Annotated in this window: 23 protein-coding genes; 12 read left to right on the plus strand and 11 right to left on the minus strand. The window is 73.5% G+C overall.

All coding sequences use genetic code 11. From position 1 onward, the window contains the following. Positions 1-98: 98 nt before the first annotated feature. The gene (locus ACIQ6R_RS18675) at positions 99-917 is read right to left on the minus strand and encodes an endonuclease/exonuclease/phosphatase family protein (RefSeq protein WP_404222484.1); all 819 of its coding nucleotides are present in this window, start codon (positions 915-917) and stop codon (positions 99-101) included. A 94-nt stretch (positions 918-1,011) separates the two neighbouring features. Between ACIQ6R_RS18675 and ACIQ6R_RS18680 the strand changes: the two genes are divergently transcribed. From ACIQ6R_RS18680 to ACIQ6R_RS18690, 3 genes are all read left to right on the plus strand, one after another. Next, entirely contained in the window at positions 1,012-1,452 is a 441-nt protein-coding gene (locus ACIQ6R_RS18680) for a nitroreductase family deazaflavin-dependent oxidoreductase (protein ID WP_404175883.1), read from the plus strand. 102 nt (positions 1,453-1,554) lie between these two features. Further along, a complete protein-coding gene (locus ACIQ6R_RS18685) occupies positions 1,555-4,527 on the plus strand; it encodes an AfsR/SARP family transcriptional regulator (RefSeq protein ID WP_404222486.1) in 2,973 nt (990 codons plus the stop codon). A gap of 214 nt (positions 4,528-4,741) precedes the next feature. Continuing rightward, on the plus strand, positions 4,742-4,933 hold the full coding sequence (locus tag ACIQ6R_RS18690; protein WP_404222487.1) for a hypothetical protein: 192 nt from the start codon (positions 4,742-4,744) through the stop codon (positions 4,931-4,933). Between the two features lie 81 nt (positions 4,934-5,014). On the opposite strand, the gene ACIQ6R_RS18695 is transcribed toward ACIQ6R_RS18690, so the two are convergent. Continuing rightward, entirely contained in the window at positions 5,015-7,420 is a 2,406-nt protein-coding gene (locus tag ACIQ6R_RS18695) for a PQQ-binding-like beta-propeller repeat protein (RefSeq protein ID WP_404222489.1), read from the minus strand. 191 nt (positions 7,421-7,611) lie between these two features. Beyond that, positions 7,612-8,406: a VOC family protein gene (locus tag ACIQ6R_RS18700; protein WP_404222490.1), complete on the minus strand. Its 795-nt coding sequence runs from the start codon at positions 8,404-8,406 to the stop codon at positions 7,612-7,614. 134 nt (positions 8,407-8,540) lie between these two features. Between ACIQ6R_RS18700 and ACIQ6R_RS18705 the strand changes: the two genes are divergently transcribed. After that, positions 8,541-9,176: a TetR family transcriptional regulator gene (locus tag ACIQ6R_RS18705; protein ID WP_404176680.1), complete on the plus strand. Its 636-nt coding sequence runs from the start codon at positions 8,541-8,543 to the stop codon at positions 9,174-9,176. Between the two features lie 49 nt (positions 9,177-9,225). On the opposite strand, the gene ACIQ6R_RS18710 is transcribed toward ACIQ6R_RS18705, so the two are convergent. Beyond that, positions 9,226-9,678 (minus strand): Lrp/AsnC family transcriptional regulator, encoded by a 453-nt coding sequence (locus ACIQ6R_RS18710; RefSeq protein ID WP_404222491.1) that lies wholly within the window; start codon positions 9,676-9,678, stop codon positions 9,226-9,228. Between the two features lie 82 nt (positions 9,679-9,760). On the opposite strand from ACIQ6R_RS18710, the gene ACIQ6R_RS18715 reads away from it, so the two are divergent. From ACIQ6R_RS18715 to ACIQ6R_RS18725, 3 genes are all read left to right on the plus strand, one after another. Further along, entirely contained in the window at positions 9,761-10,396 is a 636-nt protein-coding gene (locus ACIQ6R_RS18715; RefSeq protein ID WP_404175901.1) for a LysE family translocator, read from the plus strand. A gap of 100 nt (positions 10,397-10,496) precedes the next feature. Further along, the gene (locus ACIQ6R_RS18720; protein ID WP_337306653.1) at positions 10,497-10,922 is read left to right on the plus strand and encodes a pyridoxamine 5'-phosphate oxidase family protein; all 426 of its coding nucleotides are present in this window, start codon (positions 10,497-10,499) and stop codon (positions 10,920-10,922) included. Positions 10,923-10,953: 31 nt separating this feature from the next. After that, positions 10,954-11,622 carry a pyridoxal 5'-phosphate synthase gene (locus ACIQ6R_RS18725; protein WP_404222492.1) on the plus strand — a complete coding sequence of 223 codons (669 nt, stop codon included), beginning with the start codon at positions 10,954-10,956 and terminating at the stop codon, positions 11,620-11,622. A 7-nt stretch (positions 11,623-11,629) separates the two neighbouring features. On the opposite strand, the gene ACIQ6R_RS18730 is transcribed toward ACIQ6R_RS18725, so the two are convergent. Continuing rightward, a complete protein-coding gene (locus ACIQ6R_RS18730) occupies positions 11,630-12,241 on the minus strand; it encodes a GNAT family N-acetyltransferase (RefSeq protein WP_404222493.1) in 612 nt (203 codons plus the stop codon). A 102-nt stretch (positions 12,242-12,343) separates the two neighbouring features. Here ACIQ6R_RS18730 and ACIQ6R_RS18735 point away from each other — a divergent pair, with 102 nt between their 5' ends. Further along, positions 12,344-13,546, plus strand: coding sequence for a flavin-containing monooxygenase (locus ACIQ6R_RS18735; RefSeq protein WP_404222494.1), 1,203 nt, complete (start codon positions 12,344-12,346; stop codon positions 13,544-13,546). Positions 13,547-13,669: 123 nt separating this feature from the next. On the opposite strand, the gene ACIQ6R_RS18740 is transcribed toward ACIQ6R_RS18735, so the two are convergent. Next, positions 13,670-14,986 (minus strand): MFS transporter, encoded by a 1,317-nt coding sequence (locus ACIQ6R_RS18740; protein ID WP_404222495.1) that lies wholly within the window; start codon positions 14,984-14,986, stop codon positions 13,670-13,672. A gap of 71 nt (positions 14,987-15,057) precedes the next feature. On the opposite strand from ACIQ6R_RS18740, the gene ACIQ6R_RS18745 reads away from it, so the two are divergent. Further along, entirely contained in the window at positions 15,058-16,074 is a 1,017-nt protein-coding gene (locus ACIQ6R_RS18745; RefSeq protein ID WP_404222497.1) for a GlxA family transcriptional regulator, read from the plus strand. A gap of 423 nt (positions 16,075-16,497) precedes the next feature. On the opposite strand, the gene ACIQ6R_RS18750 is transcribed toward ACIQ6R_RS18745, so the two are convergent. From ACIQ6R_RS18750 to ACIQ6R_RS18760, 3 genes are all read right to left on the minus strand, one after another. Then, entirely contained in the window at positions 16,498-16,974 is a 477-nt protein-coding gene (locus ACIQ6R_RS18750) for an ATP-binding protein (protein ID WP_404176683.1), read from the minus strand. Between the two features lie 515 nt (positions 16,975-17,489). Further along, positions 17,490-18,002 (minus strand): EF-hand domain-containing protein, encoded by a 513-nt coding sequence (locus ACIQ6R_RS18755; RefSeq protein WP_404175920.1) that lies wholly within the window; start codon positions 18,000-18,002, stop codon positions 17,490-17,492. Between the two features lie 100 nt (positions 18,003-18,102). Beyond that, complete coding sequence (locus ACIQ6R_RS18760; RefSeq protein WP_404176686.1) at positions 18,103-18,483, minus strand: STAS domain-containing protein; 381 nt, start codon at positions 18,481-18,483, stop codon at positions 18,103-18,105. Between the two features lie 369 nt (positions 18,484-18,852). Here ACIQ6R_RS18760 and ACIQ6R_RS18765 point away from each other — a divergent pair, with 369 nt between their 5' ends. Both ACIQ6R_RS18765 and ACIQ6R_RS18770 read left to right on the plus strand, forming a co-directional pair. Beyond that, on the plus strand, positions 18,853-19,443 hold the full coding sequence (locus ACIQ6R_RS18765; RefSeq protein ID WP_375924971.1) for a sigma-70 family RNA polymerase sigma factor: 591 nt from the start codon (positions 18,853-18,855) through the stop codon (positions 19,441-19,443). Next, a complete protein-coding gene (locus ACIQ6R_RS18770) occupies positions 19,440-20,966 on the plus strand; it encodes a zf-HC2 domain-containing protein (RefSeq protein WP_404222499.1) in 1,527 nt (508 codons plus the stop codon). The genes ACIQ6R_RS18765 and ACIQ6R_RS18770 overlap by 4 nt, the downstream gene beginning before the upstream one ends. 140 nt (positions 20,967-21,106) lie before the next feature. Here the strand turns inward: ACIQ6R_RS18770 and purU are convergent, their stop codons facing one another. Together purU and ACIQ6R_RS18780 are read right to left on the minus strand one after the other, a co-directional pair. Further along, positions 21,107-22,030 carry a formyltetrahydrofolate deformylase gene (purU, locus tag ACIQ6R_RS18775; RefSeq protein WP_404175926.1) on the minus strand — a complete coding sequence of 308 codons (924 nt, stop codon included), beginning with the start codon at positions 22,028-22,030 and terminating at the stop codon, positions 21,107-21,109. Between the two features lie 46 nt (positions 22,031-22,076). Beyond that, positions 22,077-22,577: a hypothetical protein gene (locus tag ACIQ6R_RS18780; RefSeq protein ID WP_404175928.1), complete on the minus strand. Its 501-nt coding sequence runs from the start codon at positions 22,575-22,577 to the stop codon at positions 22,077-22,079. Between the two features lie 117 nt (positions 22,578-22,694). Here ACIQ6R_RS18780 and ACIQ6R_RS18785 point away from each other — a divergent pair, with 117 nt between their 5' ends. Beyond that, entirely contained in the window at positions 22,695-24,011 is a 1,317-nt protein-coding gene (locus ACIQ6R_RS18785; RefSeq protein ID WP_404175931.1) for an ABC transporter substrate-binding protein, read from the plus strand. Positions 24,012-24,034 lie beyond the last annotated feature (23 nt).

A 24,034-nucleotide genomic window follows, 5' to 3' on the forward strand; every position in this document is an offset into this window, starting at 1 on the left:
GCTACCCACGAATCGATCACTTGACCACCGGCAGATACACGCACGGTAATTGAGCATTCATCGAATTCATGCCGGGCGGCCGCGCCCGTTCCCCGGCGTCAATTCCCGGCCAGGTCCACGACGACCGCCGCGTGGTCGGAGGGCCATACACCGTCCACGGGTCCGTCGCCCGCCCGTCGCGCGGCACGTACCCGGCCGAGTCCGCCCGGTCCGGGCGGCCCCACGAGGACGTAGTCGATCCGCGCGCCCGCCACCCGCCCGCCGGGGATGTACGGGTTGGCGCCGTTCCAGGTGGCCGACGGGGCCGACGGGTCGGCGTACTCCCAGACGTCGAGCAGGGCGGCCCGGCCGGGGACGGCGGGCTCCGCGCCGGTGAGGAGCCGGAGCTCGGCGGAGTCGGGAGTGGCGTTGAAGTCCCCGGTGACAACGGGCGGGAAGGCGGTGCCGTGGCGGTGCCCGGCGACGAACTCCGCCAGGGCGGCGGCCTGTTCGCGGCGCACCGCCGAGGCATGGCCGCCCGAGTTCAGGTGGGCGGTGAAGAACGGGACCGGGTGGCCGGGCGCGTCCAGGCGGGCGTAGAGCGCGAGGCGTCCGTCGTCGAGTTCCTCGGGGGCGGGCAGCCGCAGCACGGCCCGCTCCACCACGGGCCAGCGGCTGAGCACCGCGGTGCCGATGCCGACCGTGTCGTCCCCGATCCGCCACTGCCACCGCTCGGGGGCCTCGGAGGCGGCCCAGGCGCAGTGCAGGCCGAGTTCACCGGCCAGCCACTCGGCGAGGTTCGCGCCGTCGTCGGCGGCCCACACCTCCTGGAGCCCGACGACATCGGGCTCCAGCTCCGCCAGCACGGCGAGGATCGCCTTCTGCCGGTCGGCCCACGGCCCGAACCGCCACCACAGATTCCAGGTCACGACCCGCACACCCGCACCGCCCGTCTCTTGCCCCTGCCCACATCTTCCCTCTGAGGTTTTCCGGGGAACATGAAGGCACACGAAACGGGAGCGTGAACGAACGATGTCGAAGCCGTCCAACGCCGGACAGTCGTCCAACGCCCAGAAGCCGCCCTACGCCGAGAGGAAGTACCGGGCCGTCACGGCCGTCCAGCGCCGCCTCAACGCCGTCCTGCGCCGCCTGCCGGCCCAGACCGTGCTGGAGACCACCGGCCGGGTCTCCGGCCTCCCCCGCCGCACACCGGTCGGCGGGCGCCGGGTGGGCGACTCCTTCTGGCTGGTGTCGGAGTTCGGTGAGCGGTCCCAGTACGTCCGCAACATCCGGGCCGACCCGCGGGTACGGGTACGGATCAGGGGCCGCTGGCACCCGGGCACGGCCCACCTCCTCCCCGACGACGACCCGGTCGCGCGCCTGCGGCGCCTGCCCCGCTTCAACAGCCTCGCGGTGCGGGCCATGGGGGTCGGGGCGGGGCTGCTGACGGTGCGGGTGGACCTGGAGGGGTGAGGGAGCAGGTGAGGGACCTGTGATCGGCGTCTCCCACGGCTGACGAGGTCGGCATGAACAAGGCAAACTGACGTAGTTGCTCAGGACGTCTAGGGGGACTGCATGGACGGTGTACCGCGGGTTCCGGAGCAGCGGCGTCCCGGATCCCCGGCGGAACCGGACAGGTCGACGGCGCTGCGCTTCGGTGTGCTCGGCCCCGTACGCGCCTGGCGCGGAGAGGAGCCGCTGGCCACCGGCTCCCCGCAGCAGCGCGCCCTGCTGGCCGCACTGCTGCTCCGCGAGGGCCGTACGGCCACGGCCGCCGAACTGATCGACGCCCTGTGGGGCGAGGAACCTCCGTCGCAGGCGCTGGCGGCGGTACGCACGTACGCGTCCCGGCTGCGGAAGGTGCTGGACCCCGGGGTCCTGGTGAGCGAGTCGGGCGGATACGCCGTGCGAGGCCTGGACGAGGGGGCGTTGGACCTGTCCGCCGCCCAGGACCTGGCCGCCGAGGCGGAGAAGGCACGGGCCGCCGGGAACCTGTGCCACGCCCGTGACGTGCTGCGCCGCGCGCTGGCGCGCTGGGACGGCGAGGTGCTGGCAGGCGTCCCGGGCCCCTACGCGGAGGCGCAGCGCGTCCGCCTGGAGGAGTGGCGGCTCCAACTCCTCGAAACGTGCCTCGACATGGACCTGGAGCAGGGCTGCCACGCCGAGGCGGTCTCGGAACTCACGGCCCTCACGGCCGCGCACCCCCTCCGCGAGCGCCTGCGCGAGCTGCTGATGCTGGCCCTCTACCGCAGCGGACGCCAGGCCGAGGCCCTCGCGGTCTACGCCGACACGCGGCGCCTGCTCGCCGACGAACTGGGCGTCGACCCGCGCCCCGGCCTCCGGGAACTCCAGCAGCGCATCCTCCAGGCCGACCCGGGCCTGGCCGAGCCGTCGGCACCGGCCGCGGAGACGGTGGTGGCCCCGGTCCGCCCGGCCCAGCTGCCCGCCTCGGTCCCGGACTTCACCGGCCGGGCGTCCTTCGTGCGCGAGCTGAGCGACGTACTGGCCGCCGCCTCCGGCGAGAAGCACGTGGGCCGCGTGATGGCGGTCTCCGCGCTGGCCGGCATCGGCGGCGTCGGCAAGACGACCCTCGCGGTGCACGTCGCCCACCGGGCGCGGGCCGCCTTCCCGGACGGGCAGTTGTACGTCGACCTCCAGGGCGCGGGCGCGCGGGCGGCGGAACCGGAGACGGTACTGGGCTCCTTCCTGCGGGCCCTGGGCACGGCCGACTCGGCCGTTCCGGACTCCCTGGAGGAGCGGGCCGCCCTGTACCGCTCCGTCCTGGACGGCCGCCGCGTCCTCGTCCTCCTCGACAACGCCCGGGACGCCGCACAGGTACGCCCGCTGCTGCCCGGTACGGACGGCTGCGCGGCGCTGGTGACGTCGCGGGTGCGGATGGTGGGCCTCGCCGGGGCGCACCTGGTCGACCTGGACGTGATGTCCCCGGAGGAGGCACTGGCCCTGTTCACGAAGATCGTGGGCGAGGAGCGGGTGGCCTCGGAGCGGGAGGCGGCGCTGGACGTGGTCGGGGCGTGCGGCTTCCTGCCCCTGGCGATCCGTATCGCCGCGTCCCGGCTGGCCGCCCGCCGCACGTGGACGGTGTCCGTCCTCGCCGCCAAGCTGGCGGACGAGCGGCGGCGCCTGGACGAACTCCAGGCCGGCGACCTGGCCGTCAAGGCCACCTTCGAACTGGGCTACGGCCAACTGGAACCGGCCCAGGCCCGCGCCTTCCGGCTGCTGGGGCTGGCCGACGGCCCGGACATCTCCCTCGCGGCGGCGGCGGCCGTACTGGACCTCCCGGCGGAGGACACCGAGGACCTCCTGGAGTCCCTGGTGGACACGTCGCTGCTCGAATCGGCGGCACCGGGCCGGTACCGGTTCCACGACCTGGTCCGCCTCTACGCGCGTGCGTGCGCGGAGCGGGACGAGCATCCGCCGAGCGAGCGGGGGGCCGCGCTGTCGCGGCTGCTGGACTTCTACCTGGCCACGGCGGCGGGGGTCTACGCGATCGAGCGGCCCGGGGACCGGCTGGTGGACGGCCTGGAGCCGACGGAGTACCCGGGGCTCACGTTCGACGACGGTTCGGCGGCGCTGGACTGGCTGTACAGCGAGGCGGCTCCGTTGCTCGCGTGCGTGCGGCAGTGCGCCGGAACGGCCAGGTCGCGGCGGGCGGTCGACCTGCTGTGGGCGGCCAAGGACCTGACGGAGTCCGGTGCCAACTCCCACCAGTACGAGGCGACGGCACGCGCGATGTGCGACGCCACCGAGGAGGCCGGGGACGCACGCGCGCAAGGCCGGGCGCGGACCACTCTCACCAACGTCCTCCTGGTCTCCGGCCGCATCCAGCAGGCCGCCGAACAGGCGGAGGCGGCGATGACGCTGGCGGAGGCGGCGCGGGACACGACCGCCGTGAGCTGGGTCGCCAACGACCGGGGGCTCATCTCGCTGCACCAGGGCCGGTTCGCGGACGGACGGGCCTTCCTGGAGCAGGCCATCGACGGGTACCGGGCAGCCGACAACCGCGCCGGCGAGGCGCTCAGCCTGTGCAACCTCTCCCGCGCGCACCTGGGTATGGGCAACACCGAGAAGGCGGTGGCCATCGCGCACCGCGGACTGACCGCGCAACTCGACATCGGCAAAACCATGCGCCTCGCCAACGGGCACTTCACCCTGGGCATCGCGCTGACCGCGGCCGGCCGCCACGGCGAGGCCCTCCAGCAGTTCTCCGACGCCCTGGGCATCTTCGAGGGCCATCGGCAGCGCCTGTGGCAGGGCACGACCAACTTCCGCATCGCCGAGGTGCACTTGGCCGCCCGCCGCCCCGCGCAGGCGGCACAGCACTCGGAACAGGCACTGGCGCTGGGCTGCATCGGTGGCGACCGCATGCGGGGAAACGTCCTGACGCTGCTGGGACGCTCCCTGTCCGCGCTCGGGCAGGCGGACCGGGCGAAGGCGTGCTGGCAGGAGGCGCTCAACCTGCTCCAGCAGTGCGGCGCACCGCAGGCGGACGAGGTGCGGGCCCTCCTCTCGCCCCTGACGGCTGCCTGAACCACCCCGGCGGGCGGGCGGGTGGGGCGTTCAGCATTCGTTTATCGCCCTCGGGCACTGTCGTTCCTGTCACACCGTCGCGTCGGGGGGCAGACGGGGGTGGCCGGGAGCCCGGGAAGTATCGTGCGGCTCCGAACGCCCGTCCGGCGGCCCACGGGGGAGCTACCGGACGGGCGTTGCTCACTCGCCGACATCGCAGCAGAGGACTGATGACATGAGCGACAAGAAGCAGGACGCGGAGATCACCCCGCAGGACAACGCCATGCCCGCGCCGCCGGCGAACGACGAGACCGTCACCACGCTCGACAACGCCATGCCCAGCGGGCCCCTCCAGGACACCATCAGGACGATGGACAACGCCATGCCGGCCCCGCCCGCCCTGGACCTGGACGGCGACGGCAAGTAGACCTTCCTCCCACACGGGGATCGGCCGCGGCGGCGCGGAGGGGAGCCGCCGCGGCCGACGTGTGTCCACCGCGGCCCGCACTCAGGTGGTGCGGGCCGTTCCCGTGCCCTTCTCCGCGTCCAGGGCGTACACGCAGCGGTCCTTGCTGCACGCGTACACGATGCCGTCGCGGACGACCGGTGAGCCGGTGATCTCGCCGCCGGTCGCCAGCTTCCAGCGGAGGCGCCCGTCGTCGGCCTTCAGGGTGTAGAGCAGGTGGTCGGTCGAGCCGAAGTGGATGCGGCCCTCGGCCACCGCCGGGGCGCCCACGATGTCGCCGCCCGCCTGGAAGCGCCACTTGGGAGTGCCGGTGACCGCGTCCAGGGTGTAGAGCCCCTTGCCGCTGCCCACGTGGACGTGGCCGGCGGCCACCAGGACCGGGTCGGTCGAGGAGCGGGCCTCCGTGGCGATGCGCCAGCGGTCGCGGCCGTCGGTGGCGTCGAGGGCGTAGACCGTGCCGAGGTAGTCGGCCAGGTAGACGCCGCCGCCGGTCACCGCGGGGCCCGGCACGAAGGTGGGCGGGGCGAGGAAGACCGCCGGGGCCTCGAAGTGCCAGCGGACGTGGCCGGTGGTGACCTCCAGGGCGAGGGCCCGGGTGCCGGCGGAGACGTAGACGTAGCCGTCGGGGGCGTGCGCGACACGGACCGGCACCCCGCCGCAGGAGGCGGCGTCGCCGATCGGGTACGACCAGCGCTCGTCGCCGGTGCGGGCGTCCAGGGCGCGCAGCCGGGCGTCCTGCCAGACGTACACCGTGCCGTCGTGGAGGGCCGCGCCCGCCTCCGGGGACTCGAAGTCGGTCTGGGCGCCGGTGATCTCCCACAGCTTCTGGCCGCCCGAGGCCTCCCAGCCCTGGACGCCGCCGCCGCGGGTGGCGGTGACCACGGTGCCGCGGGACGCCTGCAGCGAGTACACCCAGGCGTCCGTCTGCAGACGCCACAGGTCGGCGCCCTCGCGGGCGTCCAGGGCGAAGAGGGTCGGGCCGTCGGAGGCGTGGATGCGGCCGTCCGCGACCGCCATCGACCAGGCGACGTCCCGGGTCTTGAAGCGGCGGCGCCCGGTGGCCACGTCCAGGGCGTGCACCTCGAAGGAGGTGACGTAGACGAGGTCCCCGGCGACGGACGGCGTGCCCCAGACGTCGTTGGACATGCGGAAGCGCCAGGGGCGCCAGCCCGCCGGTGACGCCTCGGGAGGCACGGTGGGGGCGGGCGGGGCCACCGCCGGTACGGCGGGGTCGGCGCCGTTGACGCCGGGGCGCGGGCGGGACCAGGACGCGGCGAGGGCGGACTCCGGCGGGGGTGCCGCGACCGCCGCGGAGCGCATGTCGGCGACGCGCGGGCCCGGGCCGATGGGCACCGGGGCGCCGGCCAGCCGGACCGGGCCGGAGTCGGGGGCGCCGGCGGGCGCGGGCACCGCCGGTCCGTGCACGGGCGGCGCCGGTACGACGGGGTCGTGCGAGGGCGGGGGCGGCAGCACGGGCGCGGGTACGGCGGGCCGGGCGCCGGCCGGGCCACCGCCGCGTCCGCCGCCCGTCGCGGCGGGCTTGACCGGGGGACGCCCGTTGCGGCGGCCCTCGATCAGGCCCACCGCCCGCTCGGGCAGCCACGCCGACGCCGTACCGCTGTCGTCGGAGCCGGAGCCGAACAGGTGCGGGGCGAGCTGGGCCTGGAGGTCCGCGGGGTTGGGCCGGCCGGTCGCCTCCATCTGCATGCAGGACTCGATGAGCGGGCGCAGCTCGTCCGGGAGCCCTTCGAGGTCCGGGCCCTCGCGCAGCAGCATGAAGACCGTCTCGACCGGGTTGGCGCCGTGGAAGGGCGGGTGCCCGGTGGCGGCGAAGACCAGCATGGAGCCGAGCGAGAACACGTCGCTCGCGCCGGTGACGCTGCGGGAGTCCTTCGCCTGCTCCGGGGACATGTAGGCGGGGGTACCGACGGCGACGTTCGTCATCGTCAGACGGGTGTTCGATACGCCGGACGCGATGCCGAAGTCGATCACCCGGGGGCCGTCCTCGACGACGAGGACGTTGGAGGGCTTGAGGTCGCGGTGGACGAGTCCGGCGCCGTGGATCGACTGGAGCGCCTCCGCCACACCCGCCGCCAGCCAGCGCACCGCCTGGGCCGGCAGCGGCCCGCACTCGTTCACTATCTCTTCGAGGGAGGGTGCGGGGACGTAGGCCGTGGCCAGCCACGGGACCGCCGCGCGCGGGTCGGCGTCGACCACCGCCGCCGTGTAGAAGCCGGAGACCGCGCGGGCCGCCTCCACCTCACGCGTGAAGCGGACGCGGAACAGCTGGTCCTCCGCCAGCTCCGTCCGGACCGTCTTGATCGCCACGCGCCGGCCGGACGCCGAGCGCGCGAGATAGACCAGCCCCATGCCCCCGGCGCCGAGCCGGCCCAGCACCTCGAACGGCCCGATCCGCCGCGGATCGTGCTGCGTCAGCTGATCCACCACTTGCCTGCCACCTCCCCGTACGGGCCGCGCCACCCACATATGCGCGCGACCGCAGTGCAGCGTCTCACCACCGCACCTCCGTGGCGCCACGCACCCCGATTCTTCCTGTCCGAGGCGCTGGTGGCGAACCTGGGGACAATCGGGGTGTCTCACCCGTTCCCGGGCAAAGGGTTACGGTCCCGCGGTCCCGCTCAGCGTTGCAGCAGCGCGAACGACGCCCCTTGGTCGTCCGAGACCACGGCCACCCCTCCGTACGAGGTCTCGAACGGCGGCACCCGTACCCGCCCGCCGAGCCGGGCCACCGCACCGAGCGCGGCCTCGACGTCCCCGACCAGGAAGTGGACGAGGAAGTGCGGCGGCATCTCGGCGGGGAAGACGGACGAGACCGGGGCGCGGCCGAAGTCGGGGTCGGCGTCCGGGCCGAAGAGGGCGTCGTGGAAGAGGTCGCCGTAGAAGGTGTTGGCGGCCTCGGTGTCCCGGGTGTACAGCTCGGTCCAGGTGAAGGTGCCCGGCTCGTGCCGGCGCCCGAAGCCGGGGTGGCCGTCCGGCTGCCAGAGGGCGAAGACGGCTCCGTCGGGATCGGCGGCGAGCGCGGTGGTGCCCAGTCCGCCGACCGGGTGGGGCGGGGTGACGATCTGGCCGCCGCCCGCCCGGATCCGCTCGGCCAGTGCCGCCGCGTCCGGGGTGTGGAAGTACACGGACCAGACGGTGGGCATCCGGCCGTCCCTCTTGCGGACCAGCGCGGCGACGGGCACGCCGTCCAGCCGCGCCCACACGGACTCGTCGCCCGCCGCATCCGCCGGGCCCTTCGCCGGCCCCGCCGCCGGTTCCCCGAAGGTCCAGCCGAACAGCTCGCCGTAGAACCGCTTGCCCGCCTCCACGTCGGAGAGCTGCGCGTCCACCCAGCAGGGGACGCCCTCCGAGCAGGCGGGCACATCCTCCGGGTCGCCGGATGTCCGCTTCGCTGATGCCCCGTTTTCGGCCATGCCGTCAAAGTAACCGCGTCCCCCGCACCCCGCAGACCAGGCACACCAGCCTCGTACCGCCCGCGCACCCCATTTGCAGTCGGCCGAATCGCGCTCGGATCACCCGTCGGTAAGCTGACGGCATGACAGGACAAGTGCGTACCGTCGACGGCCGCGTGGCCGGTCGACGTGGGCAGGCGACCCGGCAGAAACTGCTCGACTGCCTCAGCGAAATGCTCAGCTCCTCCCCCTATCGCGATGTCAAAGTCATCGATGTCGCCCGCAAGGCCGGCACGTCGCCCGCGACCTTCTACCAGTACTTCCCGGACGTCGAGGGCGCCGTCCTGGAGATCGCCGAGCAAATGGCGGCCGAGAGCACCGTGTTGGCCGACCTGACGGCGGGCCGCTCGTGGGTCGGCAAGGCGGGCTGGCAGACGGCGCAGGAACTCGTCGACGGGTTCCTGGAGTTCTGGCGGAAGAACGACGCGATCCTCCGAGTCATCGACCTGGGTGCGGCGGAGGGAGACAAACGTTTCTCCAAGATCCGGATGAAGATCCTGAACTCGGTGAACTCCTCCCTCGCGGACTCCGTGGCCGAGCTCCAGGCCAAGGGCAAGGTCGACAAGGACGTCAGCCCCGCGGCGATCGCCGGTTCGCTGGTCGTCATGCTCGCGGCCGCCGCGTCGCACCAGAAGGGGTTCACCTCCTGGGGCGTCAAGCAGGCCGAACTCAGGCCGAACCTGGCGCTGTTGATGTACCTGGGCGTCACGGGCAAGAAGCCCACCAAGTAGCAGTACGCCCGGCAGCCTGTCATCCGGGCCGCGCATGCCCCACCCCGCGCTACGCCGACAGCGGCCGGTCCCGCACCACGTGCTTCATCACCAGCGTCGACGTCAGCCGCTGCACCCCGGGCAGGGTGGCGAGCCGCTCGTCGTAGAGCCGCTGGTAGGCCGCCAGGTCGGCGGCGACCACGCGCAGCAGGTAGTCCGGCTCCCCGAACAGCCGCTGCGCCTCCACCACCTCCGCCACCTCGCTGACCGCCCGCTCGAACTCGGCGACCGTGTCCCGGTCCTCCTGCCGCATCGACACGAAGACCAGCGCCTCGAAGTTCAGCCCCACGGCGGCCGGGTCCACCACCGCACGGTAGCCGCCGATGGCGCCCGACCGCTCCAGCTCACGCAGCCGCCGGTGACACGGCGAGACGCTCAGCCGCACCCGCGCGGCCAGCTCGGTCACGGTCAGCCGCCCGTCCTGCTGGAGCTCGGCAAGAATCTTCCGGTCCATGTCGTCCACGGGGAAGATTCTTCCACCACATGCCCTGATCAGCGAAAACTTCGGGAACACCTTCGGGACGTATACGCCTAATCTTCCCGGCATGGACTCGGGACTCCTCATCTCCTTCCTCGCCCTGGACCTCCTGCTGGTGTGCGTGCCGGGCGCGGACTGGGCGTACGCCATCACGGCCGGGCTGCGCGACCGGTCGGTGACGTGGGCGGTGGGCGGCCTGGTGGCCGGGTACGCGCTGCACACCCTGCTGGCGGCGGCCGGGCTGGCGGTACTGGTGGCCGGGTCGCCGGGTCTGCTCACGGTGCTGACGGTGGCGGGGGCGGCGTACCTGGTGTGGCTGGGGTGGTCGGTGCTGCGCCGGCCCGGCACTCCGGGTGCCGCGCAGGCCGGCCCGGCCACCGCGGAGGGCGGCTCCCGCGCCCGGGTCTTCCTGCGCGGCGCCACCATCAGCGGGCTCAACCCCAAGGGCCTGCTGCTCTACCTGTCCGTGCTGCCGCAGTTCCTGGTCACCCGGGGTGCGCACCTGCCGGTGCCCGTGCAGACTGTCGTCCTGGGAGTGCTGCACATGGCGTGCTGTGCCGCCGTCTACCTCACGGTCGGTCTCGCCGCCCGTGCCGTCCTGGGCGCGCGCCCGGCCGCGGCCCGCGCGGTGACCCGTACGTCGGGCGCCGCGATGCTGGGCATCGGCGCGTTCCTGTTGGTGCAGCGCCTGGCGATGTCCTGACGGACGTCCGGCGCGCGAGTCCGCCGCGCGGGGAACAGCCTTGTACCCGGCCGGTGTTGAGCCAAGGCAACGACGTCCGTACCCGCTGGAGGAGACCGGAATGGCCCTGACCCGCGAAGAGCGTGAGAAGTTCCTGGCCGAGCCCCACATCGCGGCGCTCGCGGTCGACGCGGGGGCCGGCCGCGCCCCGCTGACCGTGCCGATCTGGTACCAGTACGAGCCCGGCGGCGACGTATGGATCATGACCGGCCTCGACAGCCGCAAGAACGAGCTGATCAAGGCGGCGGGCCGGTTCTCCCTGATGGTCGACCGGCTGGAGCCCACCATCCGGTACGTGTCGGTGGAGGGGCCGGTCGTCGAGACGGTCACCGCCACCGAGGAGGACCTGCGGGAGATCACCGCCCGCTACCTCCCCGCCGAGAAGGTCGACGGCTACGTCGCCTTCGCCTCCGCGAACCACGGCGAACAGGTCATCGTCCGCATGCGGCCCGAGCGCTGGGTCTCCTCCGACCTCGGCTCGGTGTGAACCGGGGCCCGGCGCCCGTGACAATCGGGGCATGGGAACCGATCTTCACGAGTCGCTGAGGTCGCTGCGGGTGTGGGATCCCGCGGTCACCGAACTGCCGCCCTTCGACCCGGCCACCGCGCCCGGCGATCCCCTGGCCCTGTTCACGGCGTGGTTCGCCGAGGCGGTGGCGGCCGGTCAGACCGAGCCGCACACCGTGTCGCTGGCGACGGCGGACGCGGAGGGCCTGCCGGACGTACGCGTCGTGATGCTGCACGGCGCGGACGCGGACGGCTGGTCCTTCGCCACGCACGCCGGCAGCCGCAAGGGCCGCCATCTCGCCGCCCGCCCGTACGCCGCGCTCGTCTTCTACTGGCCGGTGCTGGGCCGCCAGGTGCGCCTGCGCGGCCCGGTCGCCGTCGCCCCGGCCGAGGAGGCGCGGGCCGACCTGCGCGCGCGGTCGACCGGCGCGCTGGCCGCCGCCCTCACCGGACGGCAGAGCGCGGACCTGGACTCGCCCGACGAACTGGCCCGCGCCTCCGAGGCGGCCTGGGAGCGGGCCGGCCGGGAGCCGGACGCGCCCGTCCCGTCCTGGACGCTGTACCGGCTGCGCCCCGACGAGGTGGAGTTCTTCCAGGGGGACGCCCGCCGCCGCCACGTACGGCTGGCCTACCGGCGGACGGAGGAAGGCGGCTGGGGCACGCGGCTGCTGTGGCCGTGAGCGACGGTCACCGCCCGGCGGGCGCAGAGGGCTCCGCGTCTGTCGCCAGCCGCGCGTGCAGATGCGCGTCGCGGAACGCGTCGTGCCGACCGGCCTCGAACATCGCCCCGCGCAGCGTGCCCTCGTAGGCGTACCCGCAGCGTTCGGCGATCCGGCAGGAGGCGTCGTGGCCCGCCGCGTGCCCCAGTTCCAGGCGGTGCAGGCCGAGTTCCGCGAAGGCCCAGCGCGACGCGAGGAGCAGGGCGCGGGTGGCGACCCCCTGGCCGCGGGCCTCGGGGAGCACCCAGTAGCCGACCCGGGCCAGCTTCAACGGCAGGTTGATCTCGTTGACGCCGATGTGGCCGAGCACCGTACCGCTCTCCTCGTCCGTGATCCGGAAGGACGCGGACCTGCCCTGCCCGGCGTCCCGGGCGCGTGCGCGCAGCGCTTCACGGGCGCCGCCGAGGTCCGTCCACAGCTTGAGCGGCGTGTTCCAGCGCTGGAACTCGGGGTCCAGGCAGCCGCGCAGCCACGTCTCTGCGTCGGCGTCGGATCCGGCGTCCCAGGACCGGAGACGGAGGCCGTGTCCGCGCGGCTCGGTGAGGGAGGGGGCGAGGGTCTGCATGCGTGTGTGGGCCATCGAGCCATTCAATCCGACCACCGGCGGCGGTCGTGACCGATCCGCAACCGATTCCGGTCTTGACCGAGACCCATCAACCGCACGCCTGATTACGCTCGCCGCATGGCCGACTCCACAGCGTCCGCTGAACCGCAGCCCGCCCACCCCGCGGACCGCCCCGTCTACGTCATCGGTGCCGGTCCCGGCGGCCTCGCCGTCGCCCACGCGCTGCGCGCGCGGGGTCTGCGGGCCGTCGTCCTGGAGCGGGCCGACCACGTCGGCGCCTCCTGGCGGCGCCACTACGACCGGCTGCGCCTGCACACCACCCGACGGCTCTCGGCGCTGCCGGGGCTGCCGATGCCGCGCCGCTTCGGGCGGTGGGTGGCCCGGGACGACGTGGTGCGGTACCTGGAGAAGTACGCCGAGCACCACAAGCTGGAGATCGTCACCGGCGTCGAGGTCTTCCGCGTCGAGCGCGCGCCCGACGGCGCCGGCTGGCTGCTGCACGCCTCGGGCGGCCGTGAGCTGACCGGCGCCGCGGTCGTGGTCGCCACCGGCTACAACCACACCCCGCGCCTGCCGGACTGGCCCGGCCGCGACACCTACACCGGCGAGGTCCGGCACGCCGCCGAGTACCGGAACGCGGCCCCGTACGCGGGCCGTGACGTCCTGGTCGTCGGCGTCGGCAACACCGGGGCGGAGATCGCCGTGGACCTGGTGGAGGGCGGGGCCGCCCGGGTCCGGCTGTCCGTGCGCACCGCACCCCACATCGTCCGCCGCTCCGTCGCCGGCTGGCCCGCCCAGTACAGCGGCGTCCTCGTACGGCGGCTGCCGACCCGCCTCGTCGACCGGCTCGCCCGGCCGCTGGCCGGGATCAGCACGCCCGACCTGTCGGCGCACGGGCTGCCCCGCCCGGACACCGGCCTCCTCACCCGGGTCGCCGAGGGCGCCGTCCCCGTGCAGGACGTCGGTCTGATCGACGCGGTGCGTGGTGGCCGGGTGGAGGTCGTGGCCGCCGTGGACGGCTTCGAGGACGGCAAGGTGGTCCTCGCCGACGGCACCCGTGTCGCACCGGACGCCGTGATCGCCGCCACCGGCTATCTCCGGGGCCTGGAAGGGCTGGTCGGCCACCTCGGCGTACTCGACGCACGCGGCAGACCGGCCGTACAGGGCGCCCGCTCCCCCGAGAACGCCCCCGGCCTGTACTTCACCGGCTTCACCAACCCGATCAGCGGCATGCTCCGCGAGCTGGCGATCGACGCGGGACGGATCGCGAGGGCGGTGGCGAAGAGGGACGGGGGCCGGATCTCGCGGCTTCCCGGCTGAGCGGCGGCGAGGCGTCGTCCCTACCGGCGGGGGCGTCGTCCCTACCGGCGGGGGCGTCGTCCCCACCGGCGGGGCGTCGTCCCCACACACCCATGCCCGGCAGCCCGGCAGCCCACGACCCGGTCACGACAGGACGGTCACCGGCACCGGGCGTCGTCGGATCACCAGCGCCATCAGTGCCGCCGCCGCGCACAGGGCGCCGGAGGCGACCCAGACCACGTCGTACGAGCCGAAGTGGTCGCGGGCGACACCGCCGAGGAAGGCGACGAGGGCGGCGCCGACCTGATGGGAGGCGAGGACCCAGCCGAAGACGATCGCGCTGTCGTCGCCGTAGTGCTCGCGGCACAGGGCGAGGGTGGGCGGGACGGTGGCGACCCAGTCGAGGCCGTAGAAGACGATGAAGAAGACCATCGGGGGGTGGACGGTCGGCGCGAGCAGGATGGGGAGGAAGAGGAGGGAGACGCCGCGCAGGGCGTAGTAGACGGCGAGCAGGCGGCGCGGTTCGAAGCGGTCGGTGAACCAGCCGGAGGCGATCGTGCCGACCACGTCGAACACGCCGATCACGGCGAGCAGCGAGGCGGCTGCCGTCAGCGGCATGTGGTGGTCGTGGGCGGCGGGGATGAAGTGGGTCTGGATCAGGCCGTTGGTCGAGGCGCCGCAGATCGCGAAGGTGCCGGCCAGCAGCCAGAACGGGCCGGTGCGGGCGGCGGAGAAGAGCACCGTGAGCGCGCGGCGGGCGGCGCCGGGCACGGGGGCGGGCTTGGGGACGAACTCCTCGGCCCCGTAGGGCTTCTGGCCCACGTCCGCCGGGTGGTCGCGGAGCAGGAGCCAGACGAAGGGGACGACGGCGAGTGCGGCGAGCGCGACCGTGACGGCGGCCGGCCGCCACTCGTACGTCTCCACGATCCAGGACAGCAGCGGCAGGAAGATCAGCTGTCCGGAGGCCGAGGCGGCGGTGAGGACGCCGGTGACCAGGCCGCGCCGCTCGGTGAACCAGCGGTTGGTGACGGTGGCCGCGAAGGCCAGCGCCATCGAACCGGAGCCGAGGCCGACCAGCAGGCCCCAGCAGAGGATGAGCTGCCAGGCGGAGTCCATCCACACCGTCGCGCCCGAGCCCAGCGCGATGACGATCAGGGCGACGGCGACCACGCGACGGATGCCGAAGCGGTCCATCAGCGCCGCCGCGAAGGGGGCGGTCAGCCCGTAGAGCGCGAGGTTGACGGAGACGGCGGCGCCGATCGTGCCGCGCGACCAGCCGAACTCCTGGTGGAGCGGGTCGATCAGGATGCCGGGCAGAGAACGGAAGGCGGCGGCGCCGATGATCGTCACGAACGTGACGGCGGCGACCCACCAGGCACGGTGCACCCGGGCGCGGCGGCGCGGGCGGGCGGGCTCCGGCCGGTGTACGGATGCTGCGGCGGCGTCGGTTGTCTGGGGCACGTCATCGAGCTTCCGATGCGCGGAACGTCCGATCCAGTGGCCCGAAAGACAGCGTTCGCTAGGATCGGGCCATGACGTCCGACCGTACGTACCGCGCTCCCCGGCCGCACCGCGTCGTCGTACTCGCCCTCGACGGCCTGCTCCCCTTCGAACTGGGCATCCCGCAGCGGATCTTCGGGCGCGCCAAGGACGAGCGGAAGCACCCGCTGTACGAGGTCGTCACCTGTTCGGTGCGCCCGCCGGGGCCGGTCGACACCGACGCCGACTTCGCGATCCTGGTCGAACACGGCCCCGAGGCCCTGGCCACCGCCGACACGGTCGTCGTCCCGGCCTCCTACGAGCTGGGCCCCGTGTACGAGGAGGGCGTACTGACCGGGGAACTGGCCGCCGCGCTGGCGCTCGTCCGGCCCGGCACCCGGCTCGTCGCGATCTGCACGGGCGGTTACGTCCTGGCCGCCGCCGGGTATCTCGACGGCCGGCCGGCGACCACGCACTGGGCCTCCGCGGAGCACTTCCAGCGGCTGTTCCCGAAGGTGCGGGTCGACCCGGACGTGCTGTTCGTCGACGACGGCGACGTGCTCACCTCGGCCGGGGTCGCGGCCGGGATCGACCTGTGCGTGCACATCGTGCGCCGGGACCACGGCACCGCCGTCGCCAACGAAGTGGCCCGCCGCACCGTCGTGCCGCCCCACCGCGACGGCGGGCAGGCGCAGTACATCGAGCGGCCGGTGCCCGATCCCCAGCAGTCCTCGACGACCAACGCCCGCGCCTGGGCGCTCGGCCGCCTCCAGGAGCCGATCCAGCTGCGGGACATGGCCGCCCAGGAGTCGATGTCCGTACGCACCTTCACCCGCCGTTTCCGCGAGGAGGTCGGTGTCAGCCCGGGTCAGTGGCTCACCGGACAGCGCGTCGAACGGGCCCGGCACCTGCTGGAGTCCACCGCGCTCTCCGTCGACCAGGTGGCCCGCGACGCCGGCTTCGGCTCGGCCCAGTCGATGCGGCAGCACTTGCAGGCGGCGCTCGGGGTCACCCCGAGCGCGTACCGGCGGACTTTCCGCGCGGAGTTGTCCACAGCCTGTGGACGGTGAGCGGGGGCTGCACCCCGCCCCCGGATTCCCTGACTCCCCGGGCCCCCAGGACTCCCGGGCTCGTCAGACTCGGCAGCTCGTCGGAACGGCGGCGCGGCGCTGTCCGCCCCGAGCATGGCATCGCGCGCCGCCACCCGACTCCGGCGCTCCCGCCCGGCTCCCGTCACCCCCGAGGGAACCGCCGCCGAATCACGACCCACGCTCGTCGAGGGCTCCGTCACCGAGGCCTCGTCGTCCCCTCGCGGCGAATCGTTGCCTACAAGCGTGAGGAAACGGTCACGATCCGTCAACCGGCAAAGGGGGATTCATCACTTACGCCCTGAATGCGCAGGACGCGCACGGAAGCACGCCCCGGCGCACTGCCGCATCTCCCCCGGGAGACGCGAGGGCTCGTGCACCCGGCGCATCCCGCACCGCCGGCCGCTACACCACTTCGTACGCGAACCCCTCGTACGGCATCACGCCGCCACCGCTCCCGCAGACCGGCGCGGTGTCCTCCCGCCCGGCGCAGCGGTCCAGTTCGCACCAGATGCGCTTGCCGGTGCCCTCCCGGCTCCAGCCCCAGCGGTCGGCGAGGCCGTCGACGAGAGCGAGGCCCCGGCCGCCCGTCGCCTCGCCGTCCACGCAACGGGCCACCGGTGCCCGGTCGCTGGCGTCGTCCACTTCGAGGCGGACGGTCGCCTCCTCGGCCCCCTCCGCCACCGCTCCCGGCAGTACCAGCCGCAGCACGGCCGAACTTCCGGTGTGCACCACGGCGTTGGTGACCAGCTCGGAGACGAGCAGGACCAGCGTCTCGGCGAGTGGTTCGTCGGCCTCTATCCCGGCCCCGGCGAGCCGTGAGCGCGCCCACCGCCGCGCACGCCCCACTTCCGAGGGGTCGGGCCGGACCTCCAGCTGCACTTGAAGCACCTGCACCGCTCACACCATCCGAACCGGCGGACACAAAGGCTCGCGCCTCATGAGGGCCACGATCGTAGCCATTTTCTGCATGGCCAGAACAAAGGCCGGGCCAGGGATCACGGAACGTGAATCCCGTGTGGGACAGCATGGTTGACGTACAGTCACCCCAACAAGCGCTTCGGGCATATTCCAGCGCGAAGGAGTACCCGTGCGGCATACTGTGCGACGCTCGTTCCGGGTAGTCGAACAGGCGGCGGCCGACGGCCGTTCCACCCTGCGGGGCAGGGCGCACACCGCCGGTTCCGGAGCCGCCCCAAGGGCAACTCCGGCACGGCTGGCGCTCGGGACCACTCGCATCCCACACAAGGTACCGGAATGTGGCGCCGACTCCGGGCCGTGACGGGTCACACGGCGGACACGACCCGGTATCAACGCTCTGTGATGCCGCCCTGCCACGATCCGCGACATCCGCGCGACATCTGTTCGGGAAGCGGCGGCCGTCGGCGCGGGACGCGCTACTCGGGCACGGTGAAGTACCGGGCGAAGGCCGGGACGATCTCCGCCTCCGCCACCTTGCCGTCGCCGTCCGCGTCGAGTGCTTCGGCGACCGACCGGGCGGCGTCCCCGGGCACCCCGAGGGCGGTGAGCACACGCGCGGCGGCCTCGACCGTGGCGGCTCCGTCGCCCTCGGTGTCGGCGACGTCCAGGGCCGCGTGCAGGAAGGGCCGGGCGATCTCGGCGAACCGGTCCGGGGTGTCCCGCAGCCGCTTGACCGCCCCGGAGACGAACTCCTCGCGGGTGATGCGCTGGTCGCCGTCCCGGTCGGCGATGCCGGCCATGCCCTGCCAGAACGCCTCCGCGCCGCCGTACAGGGCCTGGCCCTTCTCGGAGCGGGCGGCGGTGCCGAACTCGGCGAGCACCGCCTTGGCCGCTCCGCTGAAGTCCGAGCGGTCGATGTACCCGTTGCCGTCCTGGTCGAAGGTGGCGAACCGCGCGGCGATCCTGCGCTCGTACTCGCTGTTGACCATTGTCTTCTCCGGCCGCCTCACGTCGTCGGTTTCGTTGGATGCGTATCACTCCCGCGTGACGCTCGGAGCGTACGACGCCGAGCGCGACCGCGGGCGGGATCTACGCGGAGAGCGGGCGCGGTTCGTCACCGGTCGCCGAGGCGATGTCGGGATGGACGTCGAAGAGCCGGCGCACCCCGAGCGCACCGAGGACGCGGTTGACGTGGGAGCCGTCGACGGCCCCCTGGGCAGGCAGTATCAGGCGCAGCCGGCCCTGACAGGAGCGGATGAGCCGCCGGGAGGCGATGAGCACACCGACCCCGCTGGAGTCGCAGAACAGGACCTCGGAGAGATCCAGGACAAGGCTGTGCCGCCCCTCGGCCACCTCGTCGTGCACGCGCTGCCGCAGCACCGGTGACGTCACCAGGTCGAGTTCGCCCGACACCTGGAGCACGGCCCACCGGCCCCGCTCGCCGCCGGTCACATTGAACGTCACCACCATGCCCTTCATTCGTCGGAACGTCCGGAATCACCCGAAACGGAAGCCATGCTTACGTTTCTTGGCGGCGCGCCTGCCCACCGGCCGTTCCCGCAAACGCCTGCCCGGAAACGGGGTCCGGTCAGAAGAGGCTTGTTCCAGACGGTTTCGATCCTGTTCGATCGAATCCGGTCGCACCCTAGAGGGTAGGTGAGGCGGATCGGGGGCGTGTACCACCTGCGGGCCGCCGGGGCGCGCATTGACACAAAGGGGCGTGCGGTGTCGGACGTGCCGACTACATTCGGAGAGACGGTGGCCGCAGGCTGGAGACCGGCACGGGCGGCGCACGGGCACGGAACGAGCAGAGGACCGCACAGGGGGTGAAGGGGCCGTATGGCGAAGAGGGACGTACCACTGCGCTGGGACCGCAAGATGCAGCAGCGGCTCGCGCGCGGGGAGGCCGCCGCTCTGGGCGAGCTCTACGACCGGTTCGCCTCGCTCGTGCACGGCCTGGCGCACCGCGTGCTCGGTGACGAGCGGGCCGCCGACCACATCACGCGCGACGTCTTCGCGCACGTCTGGGAGCATCCGGACGCCTACGACCCCCGGCAGGGCCCGCTGCGCACCTGGGTCGCCACGCTGACCCACCGCCTGGCCGTGCAGCGGCTGCGCGCCACCGAGACCGCCGCCCTCGCCCGCGGCGGCCCCGGCACCACCGAGGAGCTGGAGAGCAAGGTGCGCCACGCCTCGGTCGCCGCCCGCGCCGACTACATCGTCCAGTCCATGCCGGCCCCGCTCCGGGCCGCCCTGGAACTGGCCTACTTCCAGCGCCGCGACTACCGCCAGACCGCCGCCGACCTCGGCGTCACGGAGGACGAGGCCCGCCGCCGCCTCCGCCTCGGCCTCCAGCTCCTCTCCACCGCCCGCGACGCCGGCGCCCCGCAGACCCCCGGGGCACCGCCGGGATACGGGGGTGCGGCATGAAGGGGGCGTACGACGAGGCCGGGGGCCCCGGGGCCGCCGACAACCCCGGCACGTACGGCGGCCCCGGGCACCGCGGCCGCCCCGGCACCACCGAGGACGTCAACGCCCTGCCGGGTGCCCCCGGGGGGCCGGAACACCATGACGGGGGCGACGGGCCCGGCGGGCCGGTGCCGGACGAAGGGGCTCATGGGCCGGAAGCGCCCGATGCGCCTGAAGGGCCGGACGTGCATGAGCCCGAAGTACCGCCTCATGGACCTGACGGGCCCAGGCCTCACCGCGGGGTCGGCGGCCCCGATGGGCCGGCGTCCCACGACGCAGGCGGCGGATCCGGTCCCGGTCCGCGTGTACCGCTGCCCCGTGTGTCCGCCGAGGACGGCGGGCGGACGTTGCCCGACGCGGTACCGGGCGGGGCGATCGCGCTGGGGCACCACGTGCTGACGTCGCTCCTCGGGGCGTGGGCGCTGGCCGCCTGCTCGGCCGAGGAGGCGGCCGCCGTCGATGAGCATCTCGGCGAGTGCGACGCCTGTGCCGACGAGGCGCTGCGGCTGCGTGAGGCCGTCGGGCTGCTCCAGCGGCCGGAGAGCCTCGACCTGGACCCCGCCCTGCGCACCCGCGTCCTGGAGGGGTGCCTGGAGCGGCGCCCGCCGCGCATCCCGGTGCCCGAGTGGGCCACGCCGTACGACGCCGAGACCGCGCGGCTGGACGCGCTGCTGCAGGACATCGGCGACGCCGAGTGGCACGCGCCGGTCCGGCTGCGCTGGTTCGAGGCCGACGAGGCCGCCAGCCGCCGTACCACCGTCGCCGGTGTCATCGCGCACCTGCTGACGGTGGACGGGCTGGTCGCGGTCACCCTGGGCCTCGACGACCCGCTGGGCGACATCACCGCACCCACCCCGGCGCCGGCCGGCCGCACCGAGGCGTACTGGCGGGCCTCGCACTACCCGCCCACCCGCGCGGTGCGGGCACCCTGGCGCGAGCAGGGCCACGGCATCGTCCGCACCGCGTCGTTCACCGGCGACGCGGGCCGGATGCCGGTGTCGTACGGCGACTTCGAGCTACCGCTGCACGACGCGATGCTGGACCGGGCGTTCGAGTGCTGGGTGCACGCGGAGGACATCGCCGACGCGGTGGACTACCCGTACGAGCCGCCCTCCGCGCGCCATCTGAACCGCATGATCGACCTCGCGGCCCGGATGCTGCCGGGCGCCCTGGCGGCCCGCCGCAGGGCCGGGCTGGCCGCGCCGGGTGCCCGCCCGCACCTGGTCACGGCGGGTGAGCCGGGGCGCAGCCTGCGGCTGGAGATCGAGGGCTCGGGCGGCGGCGAGTGGCTCATCCCGCTCGACTCCCCGGGCGCGGTGGGCTCCGCCGAGCACGAGGTGGCCCATGTCGCCCTGGACGGCGTGGAGTTCTGCCGGCTGGCCGCGGGCCATGTGCCTCCGGCGGAGGCGGCGGCCGGTCAGGTGGGCGACCGGGAGGCGATCAGCGACGTGCTGTTCGCGGCGGCGAGCTTGAGCCGGATGTAGGGGCGGGGGGCGGTTCGTGGGCGGCTGCGGGTGAGTGGGGGCTGGTCGCGCTGTTCCCCGCGTCCCTTCAGGAGGCACGGGGACTACGCGAGCAACCACCGGCCCCCCGCAGCCGCCGCTGAACCAGAACCCCCGCCCCGCTAGGCGAACACCACCGTCCGGCGACCGTTCAAGAGAATCCTCCGCTCCGCGTGCCACTTCACGGCCCGCGCCAGCGCCTGGCACTCCACGTCCCGCCCCACCGCGACCAGCTGGTCCGGCGTGGCGTCGTGGCCGACCCGCTCGACCTCCTGCTCGATGATCGGCCCCTCGTCGAGGTCGGCCGTCACGTAGTGCGCGGTCGCGCCGATCAGCTTCACGCCCCGCGCGTGCGCCTGGTGGTACGGCTTCGCGCCCTTGAAGCTCGGCAGGAAGGAGTGGTGGATGTTGATGATCCGGCCGCTGAGCTGCTTGCACAGGTCGTCCGAGAGGACCTGCATGTAGCGGGCCAGCACGACGAGTTCGACGTCCTCCTCGCGCACGATCTCCAGGACGCGCGCCTCGGCCTCCGCCTTGGTGTCCTTCGTCACGGGGATGTGGTGGAAAGGGATGTCGTAGGACCCCACCAGCTCGGCGAAGTCGGTGTGGTTGGACACCACCGCGGCGATCTCCACCGGCAGCGCGCCGATCCGCGCCCGGAAGAGCAGGTCGTTCAGGCAGTGCCCGAACCTGCTGACCATGAGGACGATGCGCATCTTCTCGTCGGCCCGGTTGATCTGCCAGTCCATGTGGAAGGCGTCACCGATGGCCGTGAAGCTGGCGCGCAGCTTGTCCACGGTCACTGCGGGTACCTCCCGCGCTTCAGGCAGCGGGGGAGCGTCGGCCGAGAAGTGGACGCGCATGAAGAACAGTCCCGTGTCGTGGTCGCCGAACTGCTGGCTGTCCTCGATGTTGCAGCCGGTCATGAACAGGTAGCTCGAAACGGCGTGCACGATGCCCTGCTTGTCGGGGCAGGACAGGGTGAGGACGTACTGGTCGGCCGGGGCGGCGGCCCGGGTGACGGCCGCGGAGGACTGCTCGTTCATGCAGGACAGGGTCCCATATCCGGACCCTTTCCCGGCGGGTGTCCCGTCAGGCGGACCGGGTCAGGATCCGCAGCACCTCCAGCGTGCGCGGCTCCGTCTCCGGGTCCTCGCCGTCACCGGCGGCCAGCCGCACGTGCGCGTCGCGCGCCGCCCGCACCGCCTCCGGCCAGTCCGGGTGGTCGAGGTACGCGTGCACGGGCGCGTCCGGCCCCACCTGGTGCATGATCCGCAGGACGCGCAGCACGGCGGTGTCCACGAGCGCCGCCTCCTGCGAGTCGCGGAAGACCGTGCCCACGTACTTCTCGGCGGACCAGTGGTCCAGCCAGGTGTCCTCCACCAGCCGGTACACCGCATCGGTGACGTCGCCGTAGCCGTCCACACCGGCCAGCCAGACGTCCCGCTGGAAGGCGGGGGCGGAGAGCATGTGCAGCGCCGAGCGCACCTGGCTGCGCCAGCGCCACCACGGCATGTCGTTGAGTGGCATGCCGCCCATGGTGGAGGAGCGACGGCCGCGACGGGAAGAGTTCTCCGAACCTTGCACGGTCATCGATCGTACGTTCCCCTCCGCCCGAGCCTCACCTACCCCCGCAATTCACCCCGGCGTCACCACGCGTTGACCGCAGGTCACTCACAGGTTAGCCGTGTGACGGAATCGTGCGGGTACATGACCGGCAGGCGACCCACCCGCAGCACCTTCCTCCGCGGCCCGCGCGGCCGCTCCCGGGCCACCCGCACCGGCGCGCTGTCCGCGGGCGCCCTGGTGGCGTGTGCGTCGCTCGCCGCCGGCTGCGGGATCGTCCCCGGTGCCACGGGGGGCTCCGGGGACGATCCGATCACCGTCATGACCTGGGCCCCGCAGGACACGGGCGCGACCAACAAGCCGGGCATGCCCGCCTTCGCGCAGGCCTACGCCCGCTGGATCAACGACCGGGGCGGCCTCGACGGCCGCGAACTCAACGTCCTGACCTGCAACGACCACAACAACGGCATCGCCGCCGCGAAGTGCGCCCGGCGCGCCGTCAAGGAGAACGCGGTCGCCGTCGTCGGCTCCTACAGCCAGCACGCCGACTCCTTCTTCCCCGTGCTGGAGAGCGCCGGCATCCCGTACATCGGCGGCTACGGCATCACCAACACGGAGTTCACCAGCCCGCTGTCCTACCCGGTCAACGGCGGCCAGCCGGCGCTGCTGGCGGGCCTCGGCAGCACGCTCGCCGACTCGTGCGGGCCCGTCACGCTCGTCCGGCCGGACACCATCGCGGGCGACCAGCTGCCCGCGCTGCTCGACTCGGGACTGACCGCGGGCGGGCACGAGCGGGCCGAGGACCAGCGGGCGGCGGAGGACGCCACCGAGTATGACGGACAGTCCGAGCAGGCGCTGGAGAGCACGACCACCGGCTCGGCCGAACCGGGGTGCGTGGTACCCGTCCTGGGAGACCGCACCGGCACCTTCATGGACTCCTTCCGGCGCGCCCGCGAGGACTACCCCGAGGTGGGCACCGCGAGCGTGCTCGGCAGCGTCGACCAGGCCACGATCAACGCGAGCGGCGGGGCGGCCGGACCCTACGAGGGGGCGTACGTCACCGGCTGGTACCCGGCGGTGAACGACCCGGCCTGGAACGCGATGAAGAAGGTGATCAAGGAGGAGTCGTTCGGGGACAACGACGTCGACGCGGCGGACGCCGGGGTGCAGACCACCTGGATCGCGTACACCGTCTTCAAGGCGGCCGTCGAGTCGCTCGGCGGCGGCGAGGTCAGCGCCCACACCCTGACCCGCGCCCTCGACGACGGACCGAGGATCGACACGGGCGGGCTCACCCCGCCCCTCCGGTGGAAGTTCCAGGCCGGGCTGGCGTCGGTCGGCTTCCCGCGCCTGGTCAACGCCGAGGTCACCCTCCAGGTCGTACGGCAGGGCCGCCTGGTGTCGGCCCGCGAGGGCGCCGTGGACACCACCCGCACCCTGCGGAACGCCGACGTGGCCTGAACGAGCCGGCGGCACGGGCGGCC

Source organism: Streptomyces sp. NPDC096048 (genome assembly GCF_044763415.1).
Classification (GTDB): Bacteria; Actinomycetota; Actinomycetes; order Streptomycetales; family Streptomycetaceae; genus Streptomyces.

Coding starts and splice junctions, on each gene's coding strand:
- ACIQ6R_RS18680 (WP_404175883.1), top strand. CDS start 1,012: ATGTCGAAGCCGTCCAACGCCGGACAGTCGTCCAACGCCCAGAAGCCG.
- ACIQ6R_RS18685 (WP_404222486.1), top strand. CDS start 1,555: ATGGACGGTGTACCGCGGGTTCCGGAGCAGCGGCGTCCCGGATCCCCG.
- ACIQ6R_RS18690 (WP_404222487.1), top strand. CDS start 4,742: ATGAGCGACAAGAAGCAGGACGCGGAGATCACCCCGCAGGACAACGCC.
- ACIQ6R_RS18700 (WP_404222490.1), bottom strand. CDS start 8,406: ATGGCCGAAAACGGGGCATCAGCGAAGCGGACATCCGGCGACCCGGAG.
- ACIQ6R_RS18715 (WP_404175901.1), top strand. CDS start 9,761: ATGGACTCGGGACTCCTCATCTCCTTCCTCGCCCTGGACCTCCTGCTG.
- ACIQ6R_RS18720 (WP_337306653.1), top strand. CDS start 10,497: ATGGCCCTGACCCGCGAAGAGCGTGAGAAGTTCCTGGCCGAGCCCCAC.
- ACIQ6R_RS18725 (WP_404222492.1), top strand. CDS start 10,954: ATGGGAACCGATCTTCACGAGTCGCTGAGGTCGCTGCGGGTGTGGGAT.
- ACIQ6R_RS18730 (WP_404222493.1), bottom strand. CDS start 12,241: ATGGCCCACACACGCATGCAGACCCTCGCCCCCTCCCTCACCGAGCCG.
- ACIQ6R_RS18735 (WP_404222494.1), top strand. CDS start 12,344: ATGGCCGACTCCACAGCGTCCGCTGAACCGCAGCCCGCCCACCCCGCG.
- ACIQ6R_RS18745 (WP_404222497.1), top strand. CDS start 15,058: ATGACGTCCGACCGTACGTACCGCGCTCCCCGGCCGCACCGCGTCGTC.
- ACIQ6R_RS18755 (WP_404175920.1), bottom strand. CDS start 18,002: ATGGTCAACAGCGAGTACGAGCGCAGGATCGCCGCGCGGTTCGCCACC.
- ACIQ6R_RS18760 (WP_404176686.1), bottom strand. CDS start 18,483: ATGGTGGTGACGTTCAATGTGACCGGCGGCGAGCGGGGCCGGTGGGCC.
- ACIQ6R_RS18765 (WP_375924971.1), top strand. CDS start 18,853: ATGGCGAAGAGGGACGTACCACTGCGCTGGGACCGCAAGATGCAGCAG.
- ACIQ6R_RS18770 (WP_404222499.1), top strand. CDS start 19,440: ATGAAGGGGGCGTACGACGAGGCCGGGGGCCCCGGGGCCGCCGACAAC.
- purU (WP_404175926.1), bottom strand. CDS start 22,030: ATGAACGAGCAGTCCTCCGCGGCCGTCACCCGGGCCGCCGCCCCGGCC.
- ACIQ6R_RS18780 (WP_404175928.1), bottom strand. CDS start 22,577: ATGACCGTGCAAGGTTCGGAGAACTCTTCCCGTCGCGGCCGTCGCTCC.
- ACIQ6R_RS18785 (WP_404175931.1), top strand. CDS start 22,695: ATGACCGGCAGGCGACCCACCCGCAGCACCTTCCTCCGCGGCCCGCGC.